The sequence below is a fragment of the Streptomyces sp. RG80 genome, assembly GCF_040446465.1.
Lineage (GTDB): Bacteria > Actinomycetota > Actinomycetes > Streptomycetales > Streptomycetaceae > Streptomyces.
Window position 1 is genome coordinate 182,378 of sequence record NZ_JBEAAJ010000008.1, and the last position, 20,807, is coordinate 203,184.

At 69.6% G+C, this 20,807-nt stretch carries 21 protein-coding genes; 12 read left to right on the forward strand and 9 right to left on the reverse strand.

The window, feature by feature from the left end:
• Window positions 1-47: 47 nt before the first annotated feature.
• The 4 genes from ABKA17_RS27745 (at window position 48) to ABKA17_RS27760 (ending at window position 6,093) form a co-directional block, all read left to right on the forward strand.
• Complete coding sequence (locus ABKA17_RS27745) at window positions 48-3,158, forward strand: sacsin N-terminal ATP-binding-like domain-containing protein (RefSeq protein ID WP_353694977.1); 3,111 nt, start codon at window positions 48-50, stop codon at window positions 3,156-3,158.
• Between the two features lie 182 nt (window positions 3,159-3,340).
• Window positions 3,341-4,108, forward strand: coding sequence for a calcium-binding protein (locus ABKA17_RS27750; RefSeq protein WP_353694978.1), 768 nt, complete (start codon window positions 3,341-3,343; stop codon window positions 4,106-4,108).
• An 84-nt stretch (window positions 4,109-4,192) separates the two neighbouring features.
• On the forward strand, window positions 4,193-5,098 hold the full coding sequence (locus tag ABKA17_RS27755) for a hypothetical protein (RefSeq protein WP_353694979.1): 906 nt from the start codon (window positions 4,193-4,195) through the stop codon (window positions 5,096-5,098).
• A gap of 185 nt (window positions 5,099-5,283) precedes the next feature.
• The gene (locus ABKA17_RS27760; RefSeq protein ID WP_353694980.1) at window positions 5,284-6,093 is read left to right on the forward strand and encodes a hypothetical protein; all 810 of its coding nucleotides are present in this window, start codon (window positions 5,284-5,286) and stop codon (window positions 6,091-6,093) included.
• 121 nt (window positions 6,094-6,214) lie between these two features.
• Here ABKA17_RS27760 and ABKA17_RS27765 read toward each other — a convergent pair whose 3' ends face one another.
• Window positions 6,215-8,611 carry a cation-translocating P-type ATPase gene (locus ABKA17_RS27765; RefSeq protein WP_353694981.1) on the reverse strand — a complete coding sequence of 799 codons (2,397 nt, stop codon included), beginning with the start codon at window positions 8,609-8,611 and terminating at the stop codon, window positions 6,215-6,217.
• Between the two features lie 96 nt (window positions 8,612-8,707).
• A complete protein-coding gene (locus ABKA17_RS27770) occupies window positions 8,708-8,968 on the reverse strand; it encodes a DUF2530 domain-containing protein (protein WP_353694982.1) in 261 nt (86 codons plus the stop codon).
• A 133-nt stretch (window positions 8,969-9,101) separates the two neighbouring features.
• Between ABKA17_RS27770 and ABKA17_RS27775 the strand changes: the two genes are divergently transcribed.
• Entirely contained in the window at window positions 9,102-10,496 is a 1,395-nt protein-coding gene (locus ABKA17_RS27775; protein WP_353694983.1) for an NCS2 family permease, read from the forward strand.
• A 10-nt stretch (window positions 10,497-10,506) separates the two neighbouring features.
• On the opposite strand, the gene ABKA17_RS27780 is transcribed toward ABKA17_RS27775, so the two are convergent.
• On the reverse strand, window positions 10,507-10,695 hold the full coding sequence (locus ABKA17_RS27780; protein ID WP_353694984.1) for a ribbon-helix-helix protein, CopG family: 189 nt from the start codon (window positions 10,693-10,695) through the stop codon (window positions 10,507-10,509).
• 145 nt (window positions 10,696-10,840) lie between these two features.
• On the opposite strand from ABKA17_RS27780, the gene ABKA17_RS27785 reads away from it, so the two are divergent.
• The 3 genes from ABKA17_RS27785 to thpR are packed head-to-tail and all read left to right on the forward strand — an operon-like array spanning window position 10,841 to window position 13,263.
• Window positions 10,841-11,278 (forward strand): MarR family winged helix-turn-helix transcriptional regulator, encoded by a 438-nt coding sequence (locus ABKA17_RS27785; protein ID WP_353694985.1) that lies wholly within the window; start codon window positions 10,841-10,843, stop codon window positions 11,276-11,278.
• A 25-nt stretch (window positions 11,279-11,303) separates the two neighbouring features.
• Complete coding sequence (locus ABKA17_RS27790; RefSeq protein ID WP_353694986.1) at window positions 11,304-12,659, forward strand: MFS transporter; 1,356 nt, start codon at window positions 11,304-11,306, stop codon at window positions 12,657-12,659.
• Between the two features lie 31 nt (window positions 12,660-12,690).
• The gene (gene thpR, locus ABKA17_RS27795) at window positions 12,691-13,263 is read left to right on the forward strand and encodes an RNA 2',3'-cyclic phosphodiesterase (protein WP_353694987.1); all 573 of its coding nucleotides are present in this window, start codon (window positions 12,691-12,693) and stop codon (window positions 13,261-13,263) included.
• A gap of 207 nt (window positions 13,264-13,470) precedes the next feature.
• Here thpR and ABKA17_RS27800 read toward each other — a convergent pair whose 3' ends face one another.
• On the reverse strand, window positions 13,471-14,463 hold the full coding sequence (locus ABKA17_RS27800; RefSeq protein ID WP_353694988.1) for an aldo/keto reductase: 993 nt from the start codon (window positions 14,461-14,463) through the stop codon (window positions 13,471-13,473).
• 157 nt (window positions 14,464-14,620) lie between these two features.
• Between ABKA17_RS27800 and ABKA17_RS27805 the strand changes: the two genes are divergently transcribed.
• The gene (locus tag ABKA17_RS27805) at window positions 14,621-15,556 is read left to right on the forward strand and encodes a nuclear transport factor 2 family protein (RefSeq protein WP_353694989.1); all 936 of its coding nucleotides are present in this window, start codon (window positions 14,621-14,623) and stop codon (window positions 15,554-15,556) included.
• Here the strand turns inward: ABKA17_RS27805 and ABKA17_RS27810 are convergent.
• Together ABKA17_RS27810 and ABKA17_RS27815 are read right to left on the reverse strand one after the other, a co-directional pair.
• Window positions 15,553-15,726 carry a DUF397 domain-containing protein gene (locus tag ABKA17_RS27810; RefSeq protein ID WP_353694990.1) on the reverse strand — a complete coding sequence of 58 codons (174 nt, stop codon included), beginning with the start codon at window positions 15,724-15,726 and terminating at the stop codon, window positions 15,553-15,555. The two genes, ABKA17_RS27805 and ABKA17_RS27810, sit on opposite strands and share 4 nt — an antisense overlap.
• Window positions 15,723-16,529 (reverse strand): helix-turn-helix domain-containing protein, encoded by an 807-nt coding sequence (locus ABKA17_RS27815; protein WP_353694991.1) that lies wholly within the window; start codon window positions 16,527-16,529, stop codon window positions 15,723-15,725. Before ABKA17_RS27815 ends, ABKA17_RS27810 begins: the two co-directional genes overlap by 4 nt.
• Before the next feature lie 83 nt (window positions 16,530-16,612).
• Here ABKA17_RS27815 and ABKA17_RS27820 point away from each other — a divergent pair, with 83 nt between their 5' ends.
• Entirely contained in the window at window positions 16,613-17,038 is a 426-nt protein-coding gene (locus ABKA17_RS27820; RefSeq protein ID WP_353694992.1) for a hypothetical protein, read from the forward strand.
• Here ABKA17_RS27820 and ABKA17_RS27825 read toward each other — a convergent pair.
• Together ABKA17_RS27825 and ABKA17_RS27830 are read right to left on the reverse strand one after the other, a co-directional pair.
• Window positions 17,010-17,597 (reverse strand): Uma2 family endonuclease, encoded by a 588-nt coding sequence (locus ABKA17_RS27825; RefSeq protein WP_353694993.1) that lies wholly within the window; start codon window positions 17,595-17,597, stop codon window positions 17,010-17,012. The genes ABKA17_RS27820 and ABKA17_RS27825 overlap by 29 nt on opposite strands.
• 117 nt (window positions 17,598-17,714) lie before the next feature.
• Complete coding sequence (locus ABKA17_RS27830) at window positions 17,715-18,185, reverse strand: Uma2 family endonuclease (RefSeq protein WP_353694994.1); 471 nt, start codon at window positions 18,183-18,185, stop codon at window positions 17,715-17,717.
• A 95-nt stretch (window positions 18,186-18,280) separates the two neighbouring features.
• Here ABKA17_RS27830 and ABKA17_RS27835 point away from each other — a divergent pair, with 95 nt between their 5' ends.
• Window positions 18,281-19,021, forward strand: a complete 741-nt coding sequence (locus ABKA17_RS27835) for an aminoglycoside adenylyltransferase family protein (RefSeq protein ID WP_353694995.1) — start codon at window positions 18,281-18,283, stop codon at window positions 19,019-19,021.
• On the opposite strand, the gene ABKA17_RS27840 is transcribed toward ABKA17_RS27835, so the two are convergent.
• Window positions 19,006-19,683, reverse strand: coding sequence for a GDSL-type esterase/lipase family protein (locus ABKA17_RS27840; RefSeq protein WP_353694996.1), 678 nt, complete (start codon window positions 19,681-19,683; stop codon window positions 19,006-19,008). The two genes, ABKA17_RS27835 and ABKA17_RS27840, sit on opposite strands and share 16 nt — an antisense overlap.
• Before the next feature lie 107 nt (window positions 19,684-19,790).
• Between ABKA17_RS27840 and ABKA17_RS27845 the strand changes: the two genes are divergently transcribed.
• Window positions 19,791-20,771: a WD40 repeat domain-containing protein gene (locus ABKA17_RS27845; protein ID WP_353694997.1), complete on the forward strand. Its 981-nt coding sequence runs from the start codon at window positions 19,791-19,793 to the stop codon at window positions 20,769-20,771.
• The last annotated feature ends 36 nt before the right edge of the window (window positions 20,772-20,807 follow it).

Consider the following 20,807-nt stretch of genomic DNA (forward strand, 5'->3'; position numbering starts at 1 on the left):
CTCCTCGCGGTACCTTCGTCCCCACGCCGACGAGGAGAGTGTGGAACGTGAGCAAGTTCGTGCGGCCCGCAGCCGAGGGTGCCGACCCGTTCGGGACCGCCCGTCTCAGGCGAGGTGTGCTCGACGCGTGGGCCACCAGCCCCGCCCGGTTCCGGGAGGACGCCAACGCCGAGGAGGATCTCGTCCTCGGCGGCTACCGGGACCGGCTCGTCGTCGAGCTCGCTCAGAACGCCGCCGACGCCGCCGCCCGGGCCGGCGTGCCCGGACGGCTCCGGCTCACCCTCCGCGAGGGCGTGCTCGTCGCCGCCAACACCGGCGCCCCGCTGGACGCGGCCGGTGTCGAGTCGCTCTCCACCCTGCGCGCCTCGGCCAAGCGGGACAGCCCCGCCATCGGCCGCTTCGGCGTCGGCTTCGCCGCCGTGCTCGCCGTCACCGACGAGCCCGCGGTCGTCGGCCGGCACGGCGGGGTCCGCTGGTCCCTCGCCGAGGGCCGGGAGCTGGCCGCCGACGTCGCCCGGCACAGCCCGGGCCTCGGGGACGAGGTCCGGCGGCGCGACGGGCACATCCCGCTGCTGCGGCTGCCGTTCGCCGCCGAGGGCACCGCCCCCGACCCGTACGACACCGCCGTCATCCTGCCCCTGCGCGACCCGGCCGCCACCGACCTCGCCGAACGCCTGCTCGACGCCGTCGACGACGCCCTGCTCCTCGCCCTGCCCGGGCTCGAGGAGGTGGTGATCGAGACCGACACCGTGCGGACCCTGCGGCGCGGCACCGACGGGGACTTCACGGTCGTGGAGGACTCGCGGGAGGGCGTGACGCGCTGGCGGGTCGCCGGCTCGCACGGGCCCCTGACGCCTGACCTCCTCGCGGATCGCCCCGTCGAGGAGCGGCTGCGGCCGCACTGGTCGGTGACCTGGGCCGTGCCCGCCGACGCCGACGGAGTCCCGGTACGGCCCCGCACCAGCCCCGTCGTGCACGCGCCCACTCCCAGCGACGAGCCGCTCGGAGTGCCCGCGCTGCTCATCGCGTCCTTCCCGCTGGACCCCACCCGCCGGCACGCGGCGCCCGGGCCGCTGACCGACTTCGTCGTGCAGCGCGCGGCGGACGCCTACACCGAACTGCTCGGCCAGTGGCGGCCGGTGACCACCGGCATCATCGATCTCGTGCCCGGCCCGCTCGGCAAGGGCGAGCTGGACGGGGCGCTGCGCCAGGCGATCCTGGAGCGGCTGCCCCGGACCGCGTTCCTGCCGCCGGCCCTTGCCCCCGGCGAGGACGACGACCTGCCCGAGGCCCTGCGCCCGCGGGACGCCGAGGTGGTGGAGGGCGCCGGTGCCGACACCGTGCGCGTCCTCGCCGAGGTGCTCCCCACCCTCCTGCCCGCCGGTCTCGAACGCCGCGTGGAACTGCGGACCCTGGGCGTCGCCCGGATCCCGCTCACCGACGCCGTCGACCGGCTGGCCGGGCTGGAGAAGGAGCCGGGCTGGTGGCAGCGGCTGTACGACAGCCTCGCCGGCGTCGACCCCGACCGGCTGTCCGGTCTTCCCGTACCGCTCGCCGACGGGCGTACGACCATCGGGCCCCGGCAGGTCCTGCTGCCCACCGCCGACGGCGCCGCCGTCGAGCCGGAGCTGCTCGCCCGGCTCGGCCTCAAGGTCGCCCACCCCGACGCCGCCCATCCGCTGCTGGAGAAGCTGGGCGCGCTGCCCGCCTCGCCGCGCGCGGTCCTGACCACCCCGCAGGTGCGGGCCGCGGTCGCCGCGTCGCTGGACGACGAGGGCGCCCTGGACTGGGAGGAGGACACCCTCGACGCGGAGGAGCTCGCCGACACCGTCCTCGCGCTCGTCCGGGACGCGGGCCTGGAGCCCGGCGACGAGCCCTGGCTCGGTGCGCTCGCCCTGCCCGACGAGGACGGCGAGGCGGCACCCGCCGGTGAACTCGTCCTGCCCGGCAGCCCGTTCGCGCAGATCATGCGCGAGGGCGAACTCGCCACCGTGGACGCCGAGCTGGCCGAGCGCTGGGGGGAGCAGCCGCTGGCCGCCTGCGGGGTGCTCGCCAACTTCGCGTTGGTGCGCGCCACCGACGTCGTCCTGGACCCGGACGAACTGGAGCCGCGCGACGGGGACTTCGCCGAGCCGGACGACGCCGGTCTGCTGGACGCGGTGGACGTGTGGAGCGAGGACGTCCTGGACCGCTTCCCCGACTCGCCGGTGCCGCCGGTCGCCACCGAACTGGTCGCCGTCCGCGATCTGGACCTGGTGGACGAGGAGTGCTGGCCCCAGGCCCTCGCGCTGCTCGCCCAGCCGCCCCTGCGGGACGCCCTGACCCAGCCGATGCGGATCCTGCTGCCGGACGGCACGCACGAGACCGTACGGCCGTACACGGCATGGTGGTTGAGGGGTCACCCGGTGCTCGACGGCCGTCGCCCGGCCGGTCTGCTCGCGGCCGGCGGGGACCCGCTGCTGCGCGGCCTGTACGACGAGGCCGACGCGACCGGCTTCGACGACGAGCAGGTGCTGCGGGCGCTGGGTGTACGGACGTCGGTCGCCGCGCTGCTCGACGAGCCCGGCGGCGCCGCCGAGCTCCTGGACCGGCTCGCCGACCCCGAGCGCGAGGTGACCGGCGCCCAACTGCACGCCCTCTACGGCGCGTTGGCCGAGCTGGACCCCGAGCAGGTGACGCTGCCCGACGAGTTGCGGGCCGTCGTGGACGGGCGGGTGACGGTGGTGGACGCCGCGGATGCCGTGGTCGTCGACTCGCCCGACCTGCTGCCCTTCACCGAGGGCATGCCCCTGCTGCCCGTACGGCCGGTGCGCGCCGCCGAGTTGGCCGAGCTGTTCCAGGTGCGGCGGCTGAGCGAGTCGGTCACCGGGTCGGTGGACTCCGAGGGCGCCGAGCACGACGTACCGGAGTCGGTGCGGGTGCTGCTCGGATCGCGGACGCCTGCGACGTACGTGGAGCACGAGGAGCTCGTGGTCGACGGGGTGGAGCTGGACTGGCGGCTCACCGACGACGGGGTGCTGCACGCCTCGACGCTGGAGGGCGTCGCCGCCGGGCTCGCGTGGGCCGCGGGGCAGTGGCCGCGCCGGTTCGAGGTCGCGGCGCTGCTGGAAGATCCGTCGCGGACAGCGGAGTTGGCGCGGGACCGATGGTTCGACTGACCGAACGGCGTATGGGATCTTGAAATTTCTCGCACAAATTTCTCACCACCCGTACAACCATTCACTCGCGTCACGAATCTGATCACGTGAGTCAACAGACTCCTTGATCACTTGGGCCCCGGCGTGTAGGCGATCGCCGTGGGGGACGACGACCGTCGGGGCCCTCTCCATACGGGGATCGCATGCGCATTCGAGCCATCGGGGCTGTCGTCACCGGCGCCCTGGCCCTCTCCGCCTTCGCCGTGCCTGCCGCGCAGGCGGACGGCAGCCAGGGTGACACCAAGATCACCAAGGTTGTCGTCGACGGCGACAACAAGGTGTCCGTGGGTACCTCGGCCGCCAAGACCATCAAGGTCAGCATCACGGCCACGGACAACTCGGGCATCGCCGGCGCCGAGGAGTTCGACCTGATCGGCCCCGGCAACGGCTACCTCTCGACCGGCAAGCCGACCTGCACGGCCGCCAGTGCCACCACCTCGACCTGCACCGCCTCGGTCACGGTGGACCCGAAGGTGGACTACCTCGCCAACGCCAGCGCCGGCAAGTGGTACGTGGGCGCCTGGATCGACGCCAAGGACGAGGACTACGTCTGGATGGAGAAGGCCGGGTCCTTCCTGTTCCAGCGGGCGGCCACGCTGACCGCCAACGCCTCGCCCGAGCCGGTCAAGAAGGGCAAGACCATCACGGTCACCGGCAAGCTCTCCCGCGCCAACTGGGAGGCCTACCCGGCCCCCAAGTACGCGGGCTACAGCGGCCAGTCGGTGAAGCTGCAGTTCCGTAAGAAGAGCTCCAGCACCTACACCACGGTCAAGACCATCAAGTCGAACTCGACGGGCAACCTGAGCACCACGGTCACCGCGTCGGTCGACGGCTACTACCGCTACGTCTTCGCGGGCACCACGACCACCGCGGCGGTCAACGCCACCGGTGACCTCATCGACGTGCAGTAGACGACAGCGGTCCCTCACACCCCACCGGTCCCCGGTACGTCCAGGACCGGTACCTCCCACTTTCTCTCTCTCCTGAGGAAACACATGCGTATTCGCGCCACCGTGGCCGCCGTCTCCGGCGCCCTGGCCCTGTCCGCCCTCGCCGTGCCGGCCGCGCAGGCCGACGAGCGGGTTCCCGCCGGCGCCTCCGCCGCGCACGAGGCCGCCGCGGCCGCCTCCGGCAAGTCCGCGTTCGCCTCCGCCGTGGAGGGCACCCCCTACGCCCTCGACGCCTCCTTCTCCAACGTGAAGGTCAACAAGGGCAAGAACATCGTGGTCGGCACCACCAGCGTGGTGAAGGTCCCGGTCTCCTTCACGCTGAACCACGGCGCGGACGTCAACATCTACGCCGACGACTTCTTCGGCGGCATCGAGCTGTACCGGGGCGAGGACTTCGACAGCTCCATCTGGTGGTTCGACAGCGGCGACGCCACCTGCACGGACGCCTCCACGACCGCCGCCAACTGCACGGCCACCGTCGCGGTCGACCCGGCGGACCTGCTGAACGAGGACGCCGGCTCCTGGAAGGCCGCCGGCTTCGCCGTCGCGTTCAACGGCGAGGACCCGGAGAACCCGAACCTGGACAACGTCGGTGTCGCCGTGACCGACAAGACCAACGCGTTCAAGATGCAGCGCCTGTCCAAGCTGACGGTCAACGCCTCGCCGGAGCCGGTCAAGAAGGGCAAGACCATCACGGTCACCGGCAAGCTCTCCCGCGCCAACTGGGACACCGCCAAGTACGCCGGCTACACCGGCCAGTCGGTGAAGCTGCAGTTCCGCAAGAAGAGCTCCAGCACCTACACCACCGTCAAGACCATCAAGACCAACTCGACGGGCAACCTGAGCACCACCGTCAAGGCGTCGGTCGACGGCTACTTCCGCTACTCCTTCGCGGGCACCACGACCACCCCGGCGGTCTCCGCCGCGGGTGACTTCGTCGACGTGAAGTAAGCAGCGCTCGCACCACCGAAGACGCCGGTCCCGGAAGCCGTTCGGGGCCGGCGTTCGTGCTTGGCAAAGCGTTGCACCGGTAAGGACAAAATCAGCGTACGTCCGTACAACCCGCCCCAGACGTCACGGATCTGATCCCACGAGTCAACAGACTCCTAGATCACTTCTCCCCCTGGGGAACGCACATGCGCAACAGAACCACCCTCGCCGCCGTCTCCGCCGTGACCGGCGCCCTGGCGATCACCGCCCTCGCGGTCCCGGCCGCGCAGGCCGCCACCCCCGCCGGGCCGGCCGTCACCTTCTCCGCGCTCAAGGTGAACAGCGGCAAGAACATCGTGGTCGGCCCCACCACCACGGTCACGGTCTCCGCGACCTACACCGTCACCAAGCCCGCGAGCCTGTCCGCGAGCTCCTTCCAGACCGGGCCCGTCCTCTACCGCGGCGACACCCTCGGCCTGAACTCCGACGACCTCATGCTGGGCGACAACCCCGGCACCTGCACGGCGTCCTCCTCGACCGTCCTGAAGTGCACGGCGAAGATCGAGTTCCGTCCTCAGACCTCCGACGAGGACGAACTGGTCAACTCCCAGGCGGGCACCTGGAAGCTGGGCGCCCTCGCGGCCGCCAAGGACGGCGGGCTCACCTGGCAGGAGGGCTTCGGCACCACTCATCTCCAGCGCAAGTCCACCCTCACCGTCAACGCCTCTCCCGAGCCGGTCAAGAAGGGCAAGGCCATCACGGTCACCGGCAAGCTCTCCCGCGCCAACTGGGAGACCCACAAGTACGCGGGCTACGCGAGCCAGTACGTCAAGCTCCAGTTCCGCAAGGCGGGCACGAGCACCTACACCACGGTCAAGACCATCAAGACCAGCTCCACCGGCACCCTCAGCACCACGGTCACGGCCTCGGCCGACGGCTACTACCGCTACAGCTTCGCGGGAACGACGACGACCCCGGCAGTGAGCGCGACGGGCGACTACATAGACGTCCAGTAAAACGCGCCCCTTAAGGGGCGCGGGGCTGTATTCATTTGCGGCTACCGCCGCGCGGTCGCGACCAGCCACAACGGAGTCGCAGACGAGACCCGGCACAAGCCTCTTCGGCTCAAGCCAAGCGCTAAGCGGGAACGCGGCGGTCGACCCATTTCCAGGTCAGTTCCAGGGCGGCCGCCGCCACCACCGAGATGCCCACCGCTATCCACGGCATCGTCACGCCCACCAGCTTCAGGGCGAAGAAGTCCTGGAGCCACGGCACCACCAGGACCAGCAGGAACCCGGCGCCCATGGACGCGACCAGGGCCACCCGCCACCACGTGTAGGGGCGGGCGATGATGGCGAGCACCCACATCGAGATCAGGAACAGGGTGAGCGTCGCGACGCTGGTCTCGGCGTCCAGCGCGCCCTCGCCGGTGTAGTGGTGACGGGCGATCAGGTACGTCACGAAGGTCGCGACCCCGGCCAGCAGCCCGCCCGGGATGGCGTACCGCATGACCCTGCGCACGAAGTGGGGCTGGGCCCGCTCGGTGTTGGGGGCGAGGGCGAGGAAGAAGGCCGGGACGCCGATCGTCAGGGTGGACAGCAGGGTCAGGTGCCTCGGCAGGAACGGGTACTCCACCTGCCAGCACACCACCAGCAGCGCGAGCAGTACCGAGTACACGGTCTTCACCAGGAACAGCGTCGCCACCCGCGTGATGTTCCCGATGACCCGGCGCCCCTCCGCGACCACCGAGGGCAGCGTCGCGAAGCTGTTGTTGAGCAGCACGATCTGCGCCACGGCCCGGGTCGCCTCCGAGCCCGAGCCCATCGACACCCCGATGTCGGCGTCCTTCAACGCCAGGACGTCGTTGACCCCGTCGCCGGTCATCGCGACCGTGTGCCCGTGGGACTGGAGCGCGCCGACCATGTCCCGCTTCTGCTGCGGGGTGACCCGTCCGAACACCGTGCCCTCGTCGAGGGCCTTCGCCATGCCTTCCTGGTCGGCGGGCAGGGCACGCGCGTCGACCGTCGCCCCGGTCAGCCCGAGCTTGGACGCCACCGCGCCCACCGACACCGCGTTGTCCCCGGAGATGACCTTGGCCCGGACGTCCTGGTCGGCGAAGTAGCGCAGGGTGTCCGCCGCGTCGGGCCGCAGCCGCTGCTCCAGGACGACGAGGGCGGTGGCCCGCGCACCCCGGGCCACCTCCGGGTCGTCCAGGTCCCGCACGGTCCGGGCCAGCAGCAGGACGCGCAGGCCCTGTTCGTTCAGCCGCCCGGTCTCCTCCAGCGCGGGGTCGTCCGAAGCGAGCAGCACGTCGGGCGCCCCCAGCAGCCACGTACTCGACTCGCCGTTGCCCTCGCTGAAGGAGGCGCCGCTGTATTTGCGGGCGGAGGAAAAGGGCAGCGATTCGGTGCAGCGCCAGTCCTCGGCGTCCGGGTAGGCGTCGATGATGGCCTGGAGGGAGGCGTTGGGGCGCGGGTCGGACTCGCCGAGGGCGCCGAGCACTTTGCGTATGTACGTCTCGTCGCCGCCGTTGAGCGACCGCAGCTCCATGACGTCCATGCCGCCCTCGGTCAGCGTGCCCGTCTTGTCGAGGCAGACCGTGTCGACGCGGGCGAGGCCCTCGATGGCGGGCAGCTCCTGCACGAGGCACTGTTTTCGGCCAAGGCGGATGACGCCGATCGCGAAGGCCACCGAGGTCAGCAGGACCAGGCCCTCGGGGACCATCGGGACGATGCCGCCGACCGTGCGGGCGATGGACTCCTTGAGGTCGTTGCTCTTGACGACGAGCTGGGTGATGACCAGGCCGGTCGCGGCCGGGATCATCATCCACGTCACGTACTTGAGGATCGTGGAGATGCCGGAGCGCAGCTCGGAGTGGACCAGGGTGAAGCGCGAGGCCTCCTCGGCGAGCTGGGCGGCGTACGCCTCGCGCCCCACCTTGGTGGCCCGGAACGCGCCGCCGCCCGCGACGACGAAGCTGCCGGACATGACCTCGTCCCCGGGCTGCTTGACGACGGGGTCGGCCTCGCCGGTGAGCAGCGACTCGTCGATTTCCAGGCCGTCGGCCTCGACGCACACCCCGTCGACCACGGCCTTGTCGCCGGGCCCGATCTCGATGAGGTCGTCAAGGACGATGTCGGAGGTGCTGACCTCCAGGGCGACCCCGTCCCGTCGTACCGTCGGCTTCGCCTCGCCGATCACCGCGAGGGAGTCGAGGGTCTTCTTGGCCCGCCACTCCTGGATGATGCCGATCCCGGTGTTGGCGATGATCACGTACCCGAACAGGCTGTCCTGGAACGGCGCGACGAACAGCATGACCAGCCAGAGCACGCCGATGATGGCGTTGAACCGGGTGAAGACATTGGCGCGGACGATGTCGGCCATCGACCGACTGCTGCGCACCGGTACGTCGTTGACCTGCCCGCCGGCGATCCGCTCGGCCACCTCGGCGGCGGTCAGACCGCTCGCCGCAGTGGCGGGGAGGGGAACGGGATGCACAGGATCGAGTTCGGCGCCCGCGTCGATGTGCGTCATGCATTCGACGGTACGTGCGGATTTACGGCTTCACCCGCCGAGTGACCGGAAGATCCGACCTGGGGAGGACACGAAGTGGTACGGGGGTTGTACGGCCTACTGGCCTTCTCCTACGGCGGTCGCCCGCTTGATGGCGGCGTCGCGGCGGCGGACGTAGTAGATGCCGATCAGTCCGAGCCCCGCTCCGGCCAGGCAGGTCCACACCCACCACGCGTGCCCGCGGTCGTCGAACCAGCCGTAGAAGGGCAGCTGGACGAGGAAGAGGACGAACCAGAGGATCGTGCCGCCGATGATCGTCGGCACGATCGGGCCCTCCAGGGGCTCCGGTGCCTCGTGCTGGGGGGTCCACTTCGCCATGGGGACAGCTTACGAGGCGGTCGGGTCCGGCCGACTCGCGATCAGGTCTACGCGCGGAGATGGTCATCGCCGAAGTTATACGTTCATACTGAAACGGTTTACGTCTGTCCACTTCTGCTCGTAGGAACATCCAATGCCGACCGCCCTCGACCGTTACTTCAGGATCTCGGAGCGTGGCAGCACGCTGTCCCGTGAGGTCCGCGGCGGTTTCGCCACCTTCTTCGCGATGGCCTACATCATCGTGCTGAACCCGATCATCCTGGGCAGCGCGAAGGACATGTACGGCCACCAGCTCGACAACGGTCAGCTGGTCACCGCCACCTGTGTGACGGCGGCGTTCACCACGCTGCTGATGGGCGTCATCGGCAACGTGCCGATCGCGCTGGCCGCGGGACTGGGTGTGAACTCGGTTGTCGCCCTCCAGCTCGCGCCCCGGATGTCCTGGCCGGACGCGATGGGCATGGTGGTGCTGGCGGGCTTCGTCGTGATGCTCCTGGTCGCCACCGGTCTGCGTGAGCGGGTGATGAACGCGGTCCCGTTCGGGCTGCGCAAGGCCATCTCGATCGGTATCGGCCTGTTCATCATGCTGATCGGCCTGGTCGACTCCGGCTTCGTCTCCCGGATCCCCGACGTCGCCCAGACCACCGTCCCGCTCCAGCTCGGCGGCGACGGTCACCTCAACGGCTGGCCCGTCCTGGTCTTCGTCCTGGGCGCCCTGCTGACCCTCGCGCTGATGGTCCGCAAGGTCTCCGGCGCGATCCTCATCTCCATCGTCGCCATGACGGTCGTGGCGATGATCATCGAGGCCGTCGCCAAGGTCCCGTCCTGGGGCCTGACGACCCCCAAGTGGCCCGGCAACCCCGTCGCCTCTCCCGACTTCGGGCTGCTCGGCAAGGTCAGCCTGTTCGGCGGCTTCGACAAGGTCGGGATGCTGACCGGTGTCCTCTTCGTCTTCACCGTGCTGCTGTCGTGCTTCTTCGACGCGATGGGCACGATCATGGGCGTCAGCGACGAGGCCAAGCTGACCGACGCCCAGGGTCAGATGCCCGGCATCAACAAGGTCCTCTTCGTGGACGGCCTCGCCGTCGCGGCGGGCGGCGCGAGCTCCTCCTCGGCCACGACCGCCTTCGTGGAGTCCACGGCGGGTGTGGGCGAGGGCGCGCGCACCGGCTTCGCCAATGTCGTCACCGGCGGTCTGTTCGCCGTGGCGCTGTTCCTCACGCCGGTCGCCACGATGGTCCCCTCCCAGGCGGCCACCCCGGCGCTGCTCGCCGTCGGTTTCATGATCCTGGCCAACTCGGTCAGGGAGATCGACTGGGCCGACTACACGATCGCGATCCCGGCCTTCGTCACGATGGTGATGATGCCGTTCACCTACTCCATCACCAACGGCATCGGCATGGGCTTCATCACCTTCGTGGTGCTGCGGCTGGCGGCCGGGCGGGGCAAGGACGTCCCCGCCGCGATGTACGTGGTCGCCGCCGTCTTCGGCTTCTACTACCTGATGCCGGCGCTGGGTCTGACCTGAGCCGCGGGGGTCAGGTGACCCCGTAGAACTTCTCTGTCTCCTCGACGGCGGTCTGGAACCGCTCGTCGAAGTCGTCCCGAATGAGCGTCTGGACCACATAGTCCTGGACGCTCATTCCCCTTTTGGCCGCATGGTCCCGGAGCCGGTCGAGCAGCTCCCCGTCTATCCGCAGGCTGAGCACGCTGGTCCCCATGAACACGAGGGTCCGGGTCGCGAGCGGTCGGCGTTCACTTTCCGCTGCTCACTCACTCGTACGGGTGACTTTGCGGTTTCAGTGGCCGGAGTCACGGGAATCCTCGCGCACGGCAGCTTGTTTAGCGAGAGTAATGAGTTACGCTAAAGAGATGCCGGACCTTACCCATGGCGACGACGTAGCCGCCGTGAACTCCCTGCGCTCCGCCGTGATGCGACTGTCCCGTCGGCTCAAGCACCAGCGGGTCGACGAGTCGCTGAGCCCCACCGAGATGTCGGTGCTGGGCACCCTCTCCCTGTGCGGCAAGGCCACCCCGGGCGAACTCGCCCGCAAGGAGCACGTCCAGCCGCCCTCGATGACCCGCATCGTCGCGCTGCTGGAGGCCAAGGGGCTGGTCCGACTGGAGCCGCACCCCGAGGACCGACGCCAGAAGGTCGTCACGAAGACGGAACAGGCCGAGGCGATGCTCGAAGAGAGCCGCGCCAAACGCAACGCCTTCCTGGCCACCCTGGTCGACGGACTCGACGAGGACGAGTGGGCGAAACTGCGCGCCGCCGCCCCCGTGCTGGAGAAGCTCGCACACCTGTAAGCCGTTTTCGAGGAGGCGAACCCTGTTGAGTACGGGACCCGGAGCAGACTCCGCCCCCGCACCGTCCACCTCTACCCCCGAGGACCCCGTCAAGCCGGCGAAGTCCTCGATGTTCAGCTCCCTGAAGATCCGGAACTACCGCCTCTTCTTCCTCGGCCAGGTCGTCTCCAACACCGGCACCTGGATGCAGCGCATCGCCCAGGACTGGCTGGTCCTCAGCCTCACCGGCTCCTCGACCGCCGTCGGCGTCACCACCGCGCTCCAGTTCCTGCCGATGCTGCTCTTCGGCCTCTACGGCGGCGTACTCGTCGACCGTCTCCCCAAGCGCCCCACGCTGCTGGTCACTCAGTCTTCGATGGCCGTCACCGGCCTGGCGCTCGCGGCCCTGACCCTCACCGGCCAGGTGCAGGTCTGGCACGTCTACCTGGCCGCCTTCGTCGTCGGTCTCGCCACCGTCGTCGACAACCCGGCCCGCCAGACCTTCGTCTCCGAGATGGTCGGCCCCGACCAGCTCCAGAACGCCGTCAGCCTCAACTCCGCCAACTTCCAGTCCGCCCGCCTGGTCGGCCCCGCCGTCGCGGGCCTGATGATCACCGGCGTCGGCACCGGCTGGGCGTTCCTCGCCAACGGCCTGTCCTTCATCGCACCCATCACCGGACTGCTCCTGATGCGCGGCCGCGACCTGCACGCCGTCCAGCGCGCCCCGCGCGGCAAGGGCCAGCTGCGGGAGGGGCTGCACTACGTCGCGGGCCGCCCCGACCTGATCTGGACCATCGTCCTGGTCGGGTTCGTCAGCACCTTCGGCTTCAACTTCCCGGTGTATCTGTCGGCCTTCGCCGACGACGTCTTCCACGCCGGCGCCGGCTCCTACAGCCTCTTCAACACCCTGATGGCCGTCGGCTCCCTCGCGGGCGCCCTGCTCGCCGCCCGGCGCGGCACCGCCCGGATGCGGGTGCTGGTCGCGGGCGCGGTCGCCTTCGGCACACTGGAGATCGTGGCCGCGATCGCCCCGTCCCTGTGGCTGTTCGCCCTGCTCATGATCCCGATAGGCATGTTCGGCATGACGGTCAACGTCACCGCCAACAGCAGCGTCCAGATGAGCACCGACCCGGCCATGCGCGGCCGCGTGATGTCCCTCTACATGATGGTGTTCATGGGTGGCGCCCCCCTCGGCGCCCCGATCGCCGGCTGGATCACCGACGCGTACGGCGTCCGGGCGGGCCTCGCGTCCGGCGGTGTGATCGCCGCCGCCGCGGCCGCCACCATCGGCCTGGTTCTGGCCCGCGTGGGCAACCTGCGCCTGTCGGTGGGCTGGCACCACGGACACCCGCGCGTCGGCCTCGTCCCGCGCGAGCGGGAACAGCTGGCCGCGGCCGCGTGACGCCGCCCGACGGGCTGGCAGGCTGGGGCGCATGAGACTCTTCGCCGCCGTACTGCCACCCGAGGGCGTCGCTCATGAACTCGCCGCCGAAGTCGACGAACTGAAGAAGCTCCCCGGCGCGGCCGCCCTGCGCTGGACCGGCCGCCCCGGGTGGCACTTCACGCTGGCGTTCTACGGCGAGGTCGCCGACGACGCCGTACCCGAACTGTCGGCCCGCCTCGAGCGGGCCGCCGCACGCAGCGCCCCCTTTCCGCTGGCCGTGCGCGGCGGCGGGCAGTTCGGTCACGGGCGCGCCCTGTGGGCCGGGGCCGCCGGCGACGTGCCCGCCCTGCGGCTGCTCGCGGACCGCGCGGAGGCGGCGGCGCGCAAGGCGGGGCTGGAGATGGGGGAGCACCGGCGGTACAAGGCGCATCTGACGGTGGCGCGCAGTCGGTCGGACGTCGACGTACGGCCGTACGTCGAGGCCCTCGCCGACTTCACCAGCGACACCTGGACCGTGGGCGAGCTGGCGTTGGTGCGCAGCAACCTGCCGAGGTCGGGGGTGCCGGGGGAGCAGCCGCGGTACGAGGTGGTCGCCCGGTGGGCGCTCGGCGGGGGCGGTTAGGCTCCAGGGGTGGACCCGAAGACGCGGAACCGGATCATGGCCGTTGTGCTGGTGCTGATGTTCGTCGTTGTGGCGTTGGCGTCGATGCTGGGCAGGTAGGGCCGAGCGGGAAGCGCCGGGGAACTGCACGTCGTTCGCCGAGTGCGGGTCGGCTGTGGCCGGTCGCGCAGTTCCCCGCGCCCCTGAGGGGCGTCTCGCCTCGCGGCGTTACCAGGCGAAGGCCTCCGGGGACGGGCCCGGGCCCGGGAAGATCTCGTCCAGGGATGTCAGGAGTTCCTCGCTGAGCTCCAGTTCCACCGCCCGGAGCGCCGACTCCAACTGCTCGGCCGTGCGCGGGCCGACGATCGGGCCGGTGACGCCGGGGCGGGTGAGCAGCCAGGCCAGGGCGGCCTCGCCGGGGGCGATCCCGTGCTTGTCGAGCAGATCCTCGTACGACTGGAGCTTGGCGCGTGCGGCCGGGTCGGCGAGCGTCTCGGCGGCCCGGCCGGAGGCCCGGCGACCGCCCTCGGCCTCCTTCTTGACGATCCCGCCCAGCAGACCGCCGTGCAGCGGCGACCACGGGATGACGCCGAGGCCGTACTCCTCGGCGGCCGGGATGACCTCCATCTCGGCGCGGCGCTCGTAGAGGTTGTAGAGGCACTGCTCGCTGACCAGGCCGATGGTCCCGCCGCGGCGGGCGGCGATCTCGTTGGCCTGGGCGATCTTGTAGCCGGGGAAGTTGGAGGAGCCGACGTAGAGGATCTTGCCCTGGGTGACGAGGGTGTCGATCGCCTGCCAGATCTCCTCGAACGGGGTGGAACGGTCGACGTGGTGGAACTGGTAGACGTCGATGTAGTCCGTCTGGAGCCGCTTCAGACTGGCGTCCACCGCCCGCCGGATGTTGAGCGCGGAGAGCTTGTCGTGGTTGGGCCAGGCGGGCCCGTCGGCGCCCATGTTGCCGTAGACCTTGGTCGCGAGGACGGTCTTGTCGCGGTGCGCGGGGCTCTTCGCGAACCAGGTGCCGATGATTTCCTCGGTACGGCCCTTGTTGTCGCCCCAGCCGTACACGTTGGCGGTGTCGAAGAAGTTGATGCCCGCGTCGAGGGCCGAGTCCATGATCGCGTGGGAGTCGGCTTCGTCGGTCTGCGGGCCGAAGTTCATGGTGCCGAGGACCAGTCGGCTGACCTTGAGTCCGGTGCGTCCGAGCTGCGTGTACTTCATGACTCCCTAGCCAACGACGTGGAGTGCGCTCTAGGCAAGGGAGTTCAGTCGATCTTGCGATCTTGCCCTTGACGCTATCTGTTGGTTAGTGCTTTCCTTCGGTGAGTGTCAGCTTGAACTTTCAATATCTCTTGTGCTGTCTCGGAGAGGAAGCCTCGTGACCCCCACCACGCCTGCCCGCAGGGCCTTCATCGCCCTCGCCGCCTCCACCGTCCTGCTGGGCGCGGCCGCCGTCCCGGCCGTCGCGTCGCCGCACGTCCCGTCCGCCGGCGCGGGGTTCGTCGGCTACGGCGATGCCGCCCGCCTCGACTACCAGAAGGCCGTCGCCTCCCGCGTCCTCAAGGGCGTCTTCGAGCGCGGTGACACGCGGGTCGTGGACCGTTTCGTACGGCCGGACTACATCCAGCACAACCCGCTCGCCCCCGACGGGGCGGAGACGCTGAAGGGGCTGGCCGTCTCGGTCCACCAGCAGTTCCCGGACGCCGAGTACGACATCGAGCGGGTCATCTCCGAGGGCGACCTCGTCCTCGTCCACTCCAACGTCGTCCTGACCCCGGGTACGCGTGGCTCCGCCGTCTTCGACATCTTCCGGTTCCAGGACGGGAAGATCGCCGAGCACTGGGATGTGGGACAGGCGGTGCCGGAGTCTTCCGCCAACGGCAACGACATGTTCTCCACGGTGAGTTGGCCGCGCACGTCGCAGCCGGGGCCGGGGTTCCTCACCGCGTACAACAAGAAGGTCGTGACCGCCGCCTTCGACCAACTGCTCGTGAAGAAGGACCTGTCGGCGATCGACCGCTACTGGGGCACCGAGTACCACCAGCACAACCCCGGGATCGCGGACGGCGTGGCGGGCGTCAAGTCAGGCCTCGGCGCGTACTTCTCGGCCTTCCCCCAGCTGAAGGTGGAACCCAAGCGGGTCATCGCCGAGGGGGACCTGGTCGCCGTCCACAGCCACTACATTCCGGCGCCGGGGGAGCGGGGGCAGGCGATCGTGGACCTGTTCCGGGTGCGGGGCGGGAAGATCGTGGAGCACTGGGATGTGATCCAGGACGTTCCGGAGACCTCGGCGAATGAGAACGGGATGTTCTAGCGGAGGGTGTTGAGGAAGGCCGTCCAGGTGGTGGGGGTTACCTGGACGGTCGGGGTGGGGGTCTTGGAGTCGCGGAGGTGGATGGTGGTGGGGGTGCGGGCTACTTCCAGGCACTCGCCACCCTGGCCGCTGCTGTAGCTGCTCTTGAACCAGTCCAGGTCCGCGCTCATAGCCTGCCTGCCACCTCGCTGATCAACTGCGCCGACTCCTCGGGGTTGAGGGCCTGCGCTCGCAGAATGCCATACCGGGCGAACATCTGGCCCAACTCGGGTTGCTGGGTGACGAAGTAGCCGTTGCGCGGGCCCTCGACATAGGCGATCCGGTCGGGGTCCTCGGTCTCCAGCAGGATCATCGGGCCGTCCAGGCCGGCGTGGTTCTGGCGGTCGATCGGCATCACCTGGATGTCGACGTTGCGGTGTCGGCCGACGTCGAGGATGTGGCTCAGCTGCTCCTTCAGCGCCTGGGCGCCCCCGAGCGGTCGCTTGAGGATGTGCTCTTCCAGCACGAAGCCGACAACCGGTGTACGTCCCAGGACCCGCTGCCGGTCCAGGCGGGCAGCCAACCGAGCATCGATCTCGTCGTCGTCCAGCGAAGGTCGGTGGACCTCGAAGGTCGCCCGCGCGTACGCCTCGGTCTGAAGCAAGCCCGGGATCACATGAGTTGTGTACATGTAGATCGCGGTTGCCGTCGCCTCCAGCTCCGCGTAGTCCTCGAACCACGACGGGAACCGACCGCCCTTCAGCTTCCGCCCCACCGCGAGAAGTGCGCCTTGTGCACCGAGCCGCTCGTCCGCGACCTCCACGAACTGCCCCTTGGGTGCCCGCTCTCCCCGCTCCACCATGGCCACCTGGGACTTGGAGTAGCCGACGTCCTTGGCCAGCGCTTCCTGTGTGACCCCCGCCCGTTCGCGGTGGAACCGCAACAACGAGCCGAACATCTCCAGGTTCCCCGAGCCCCGTTCACCGGAGTGCACAAACGCCTCCCCAAGTACACAACCCCGCACGGACGTTGCCCAACCCTGGTCACAGTATGTGAGCATCCGCAACGCTTTGCGGCATGAACGAGAGAATCGCCGCCCCCTGGATCCCGAGCTGGATCCCCGCCTCCGGGCACGCCCTGCGACACGCCGGTATCCACTTCGACGCCGTACGCATGAAGAAGCCGCTGGCCGAACGCGTCGCCTCGGAGCTGATGCGCTGTACGGACTTCGAGGCCGGCCCGATCGTGGCCGAGGCGACGGGGGACCGCAACATGTACTTCCTGTTGCCCCCGCAAACCGCCGCGTCCTTCCAGTGGCCGCCCGGCGTGCGCGCCCTGACGCGCAGTGACCGGGGTCTGGCGTACGTGGGCGTACCCGCGCTGACCGGGGTGACATGGCCGCTGGGGTGGCGGTCGGTGCCGTCGGAGGGGACGCCGTTCGTGGTGGGGGAGTTGTTGTGGGAGGTGGTGGAGCTCAGTCGCGCGGGAACTCGTCGGTCTTGAGGACGAGGTCGACGATGGTGCCGGTCAGGTCGATGTCGGTGCCGAAGTCGACCTTCGTCCTCGTGATGTAGTCGCCTTCCTTGGGCTGGGTGTAGACGTAGCAAGTGCCTTTGTAGGGGTCGGCGATGAGGTAAACAGGGACTTCGGCGACGGCATAGGCGGTCTTCTTGGGGCCGTAGTCGTTGGCAGCCGTGCCCTTGGAAATGACCTCGGCGACGAACTCGACGTCTTCGTGGCGCCAGTGGCCCTTCTCCGTCTTTGCGGCACCTTCTTTCACGACCGTCACGTCGGTCGCGAAGCCGTTGAGATGGCCCGGGTAGTCGATCCGGACATCGGACTTCAGTCGCTTCCGGGGGTACTTGGTCCGCAACTGCTCGACGATGTCCAGGATGATCTCCCAGTGGGTGTCCCGCTGCGGCGACATGTAGACGGTCCCCTCGACGATCTCGACCTTGTATCCCTCGGGGACGGGCATCTTCTCGAGCCGGTCGAACATCTCGTCGAGCGTGCTCTCGTTGTCGCTCTCGGCCATCGCGATCCTGTCTTCAAGGACGGTCATCGTGGCGCTCCTCCCCGGCTGCCCTCGCACAAAGTCAGCCGCGCAGTACAACGATACGCACGGTGACCAGGACACGAGGAGGAAGAGCGGGGGCGCCGTCGACGAGGTGTTCCCCGGCTAGTCGCGCGGGAACTCGTCGGTCCTGAGGGTGAGGTCCACGATGGTGCCGGTCAGGTCCAGATCCTTACCGAAGGGGACCCTGGTCTCGATCTCGTACTCGCTTCCCTTGGGCTCGGTGTAGATGTGGCAGCGCCCTTGGTAGGGGTCGGCGACGAACTCGACGTCCTGATAGCGCCAGCGGCCCTCGGAGTCCTTCGTCGCCGAGTCCTTGAGCAGGGCGACGTCCGGGCAGAAGCCGTTCTCGTGGCCGGAGAAGTCGATGCGGACGTCCGAGAACACCTTGACGCTCCTCCCGAACCTGTCCTCCAGCGCCCGCACGATCCGGCGGATGATCTCCCAGTGCGTGTCCCGCTGCGGCGTGATGTGAACGTTGCCCCCGACGATCTCGACCCTGAATCCTTCGGGGACGGGCAGCCGCTCAAGGCGCTCGAACCATGCGTCCAGACGCTCGGTGTTCGCGTCGGCCATCTTGATCCTGTCTGCGAGGACGGCGGCCCCATGGACGAGCCCAGCCGCGCAGTACAACGATACGCACGGTGACCAGGACACGAGGAGGAAGACGCGTGCCAGAGCCGGACCCGCGGACGCTCGTCCCCCTCATCCACCGCACCCTCGGCGCCCGCAACCCCCTCGGTGTCTACCTCCACGGCTCCGCCACCCTCGGCGGCCTCCGTCCGCACAGTGACCTCGATCTCCTCGTCGTGGTCCGTGAGCCCACCACCCTTGATGAACGCCGGGCCCTCGTGCGGGAGTTGCTGGGTTTCGACAGTGCTCGTCCCGTCGAGCTGATCGTCGTGGTGCAGAGGGACGTACGGCCTTGGCGGTATCCGCCCACCTGTGAGTTCCTGTACGGGGAATGGCTTCGGCAGGAGTACGAGCGGGGTCTCGTCCCCGGTCCCGCGCCCATGCCCGACCTCGCCCCGCTTCTCACCATGGCCCTGCGCGGCGACGCGCCCCTCTACGGGCCCCCGCCCGCCGAGCTCCTGGACCCCGTCCCGCACGAGGACCTCAGGCGGGCCGTCCGCGCGGGGGTGCCGGAGCTTGTCGACGAACTGGAGGGCGACACCCGTAACGTGCTGCTCACCCTGGCCCGTGTCTGGGTCACCCTCGCCACCGGTGAGATCCGCTCGAAGGATGCTGCCGCCGAGTGGGCCATCGGCCGGTTGCCGGGTGAGTGCCGGGCCGTCCTCGCGCACGCGCGGGCCGTCTACCTGGGGCAGCGGGAGGAGGAGTGGGGGGACCTTGCCGTACGGTCCTGTGCCGAGGCCCTGCTTCGGGGCATCGGTGATCAGACCGACGCGTAGGGCTCCCCGATGCCCCAGCCCTGGTGCATCGCCTCCGCGAACGCCCCCGCGATCCGGTGCTCGCCGCTCGCGTTGGGGTGGGTGCCGTCGTAGGTGTCGTGGTTGATGTCGTACGACTTCGGCGGCGACGCCAGCAGCAGGGGGGAGCGGGGCTCGTCCAGGTCGGCCACGGTCTTGGCGAGGAGTTCGTTGAAGAGGGTGACCTGTGCGCCGAAGGGCGGGTCGTCCTGGGCGCGGACGTTGGGGATGACCGGGAGGACGACCATGCGGATGCGGGGGTGTGCCGCGCGGGCCTCCGTGACGAAGGACCGTACGTTCTCTGACGTCTGTTCCGCGTTCGTGTAGAAGCCCAGGTCGATGAGGCCGAGGGAGACCAGCAGGACGTCGGCCCGGTGGGTGCGGATCGCCTCGCCGATCAGCGGGGCCATGTGCAGCCAGCCCTCGCCCCAGCCGGCGAGGTGGGCGCGGGGGAAGTCCGGGTCGGCGTACTCGTACGACGTGGGCGTGTCGGTCGCCTTGTCGTGGAGGGTCTCGCGGGGGCCGACGAGGGTGAACGGGCCGCCGTAGGAGTCGCGCAGGTGCTGCCACATCCGGTAACGCCAAGTGTGTTCGCCCGCGCTACCGATCGTCATGGAGTCGCCGACGGGCATGAACCTGAGCATCCGCTCATGATGAACGATCACCGGGGGCGGTGGGGTGTGAGGCTGGCCACGTGTGTGGCCGTGCGGTGCCCGACCTGTGTGCCTTCCGGGATGGCAAGCTTGAGGCCATGCGTGCGCTACTCGGTGTCGTCGGAGTCACTGCCCTGCTCGTTCTCACGGGTGCGAGCCCCGCGGCCGCCGCCGACGGGGACGGTGACCAGGGGTTCACCATCGAGGACCCGCGTATCACCGAGTCCAGCGGGCTCGCCGCGTCCCGTCAGCACCCGGGCATCTACTGGACCCACAACGACCAGGACACCGGCACCTACCTCTACGCCGTCGACAGCTCCACCGGGAAGACCGTCGCGCGGATCACCCTCAAGGGGGTCGGCACCCAGCGGGACGTCGAGGCCATCGCCATGGGGCCCGACAACCAGATCTACGTCGGGGACATCGGCGACAACGACGGCGTTACCTGGCCTTACGTCTGGATCTATCAGCTGCCCGAGCCCACGGAGCTCAAGGACCAGACCATCCGGGCCAAGCAGTACGTCGTGAAGTACTCCGACGGCTCCCGGGACGCCGAGTCGATGATCGTCCACCCCAAGACCGGGCGGGTCTACATCATCGACAAGCAGGAGGACGGCGGGCATCTGTACGAGGGGCCCGCCAAGCTCTCCACCTCCGGTGCGAACATCTTCAAGCCCACCAAGGCCGTCGACCTCTGGGCCACCGACGCCGCCTTCTCGCCCGACGGCCAACAGCTCGCCGTACGTGGGTACTTCGGCGGCATCTGGTACGACTGGAACGGCGGCGACCTCAAGCGCGGCGGCCGGATCAGCGTGCCCATCGGGCAGGGGGAGTCGGTCAGTTACTCGCCCGACGGTACGAAGCTGATGCTCGGCAGCGAGGGCGTCGGCAGCGAGGTGGTCGCGGAGGACGCGCCCGGCGACCAGGGGTCCGACTCGCCGTCCGGCAACGGGGGTTCGAGCCAGGCCGACGGCGGTGACGGCGCCTCCGACAACAAGAACGTCAAGGTCGGCGCGCTCGCCGTGGCCGTCGTCGCCGCCGTCGCGTTCGGGTTCCGGCGGGTGCTGCGCCGCAGGTGAGCCACCGGGGGTGAGCGGCCGGGGGTGATTCGCCGG